1 protein-coding gene and 1 pseudogene are annotated in these 1,496 nt (G+C 74.0%); both read right to left on the bottom strand.

All coding sequences use genetic code 11. From position 1 onward, the window contains the following. Positions 1–132 precede the first annotated feature (132 nt). Complete coding sequence (locus tag ACVNF4_RS35910; RefSeq protein ID WP_461807019.1) at positions 133–966, bottom strand: sugar phosphate isomerase/epimerase family protein; 834 nt, start codon at positions 964–966, stop codon at positions 133–135. Positions 967–986: 20 nt separating this feature from the next. After that, positions 987–1,496: pseudogene (locus tag ACVNF4_RS35905) on the bottom strand (SCO3242 family prenyltransferase); the annotation flags it as partial.

Raw genomic sequence — 1,496 nt, 5'->3', positions numbered from 1 at the left:
GGTCGGGGAGCGGTGCGCCGGCGAGGGCGGGCCGGGGGTCCGGCGCCGCCTGCGGGATCGGTCGGGCGGTGGCCATACCTGCGGGATCTCCTGGAGGGGTGGTGAGGAGAACGGGGGAACAGGGGTGAGCGGTTATCCGGCCGCGCGCAGGAACTCCAGCGAGCGGCGGGCGAGTTCGGGGGCGTCGAGGGCGCCGCCCTGGATCTCGACGGAGACCAGTCCAGTGTGTCCGAGGTCGCGCAGCGCGGCCAGCACGGGCCCGAAGTCGATTTCGCCGGTGCCGAGTTCGAGGTGCTGGTGGACACCGCGCACCATGTCCTCGACCTGGACGTTCAACAGTCGCGGCGCCGCTCGCCGTACACAGTCCAGGACCGGGGCGTCCTCGACGCAGTGGGCGTGTCCGATGTCGAGGGTGATGCCGAACAGCTCGTGCCCGCCGACGAGTTCGGCGACGCGCAGGCAGCGGTCGACGGTGTCGACGAACATGTACGGCTCGGGTTCGAGGGCGAGGGCGACGTCGTAGAACTCGGCGGTCTCCAGGACCCGTCCGACGCCGTCGGCGAACCGCTTGAACGCGTCGGCCTCGGGCACGTCCTCCGGGGCGGGTCCGCTGCACAACTGGATGGTGGGCGAGCCGAGTTCGGAGGCGATGCGGACGGCCCGGCGCAGCAGGTCGACCCGCAGGTCGACGCCCTCGCTCATGAGGGTCGGCTGGTGCTTGCCGTACGGGTCGAGGAGGTAGGGGGCGCCGGTCTCGACGGTGACACTCAGCCCTCGTCGCTCCAACTGCCGTCGTACGTCGGCGACTTTGCGGGGCAGGTCGTCGGCGTAGGGGTCGAGGTGGACGTGGTCGAGGGTGAGCGCCACTCCGTCGTAGCCGAGGTCGGCGAGGACACCGAGGACGTGGTCCAGCCGGTGGTGGGTGAAGCCGTTGGTGCCGTAGCCGAATCGGAGGGGGGAGGCCATACGGGGTTCCTCACACGGGGTCAGGTCGGGGAGATGCGCCGGGCCAGCCGGCGGGCAAGGGGGTGGACGGCGCCGAGGAGCGCCGCCGCGATCGGGGAGCCCGCGCGGGCGGTGAGCGCCGCCTGGAGCGGGACGAGAGCGGTGATCCCGGCCCCGACCGCGCCCCGCACGTTGTCCCCCGTGGGCGCCGCCAGCGCCTTCGCCTGCGCGGCCCCGTAGGTACCGAGGTAGGCGAGCGCGGCTCCGCCGACGAGGAGGGCTGTGGCGGTGGTACGACGGTCCCGGGGGCGGTTGTCGAGGAGGGCGCCGGCGAGGGTGCGCAGGGAGGTGCCGGGCGCAGGTCGAAGGGGGGTGGCCGATGCTGAGGCCGCCGACGCCACGTCGCCGCCCGTCCCACGCCTGGCTCCGGATGCCGGGGGCACCGTGCCGACGGCTGAGGCCGCCCGCGCCGCGCCGTCACTCGTCCCACGCCCGGTTCCCGTACGCCCCTTGCCCGTACCCCGCCCGGTCTCCGTCCCGCCCCCGCGCAG

The organism is Streptomyces sp. S6, from assembly GCF_054880855.1.
The sequence above is the reverse complement of the archived record's forward strand: the minus strand, read 5'-3'. Positions and strand labels throughout refer to the sequence as shown.

Bases quoted from the DNA above. Each gene is read 5' to 3' on its own strand.
- ACVNF4_RS35910 (WP_461807019.1), bottom strand. From the start codon at position 966: ATGGCCTCCCCCCTCCGATTCGGCTACGGCACCAACGGCTTCACCCAC.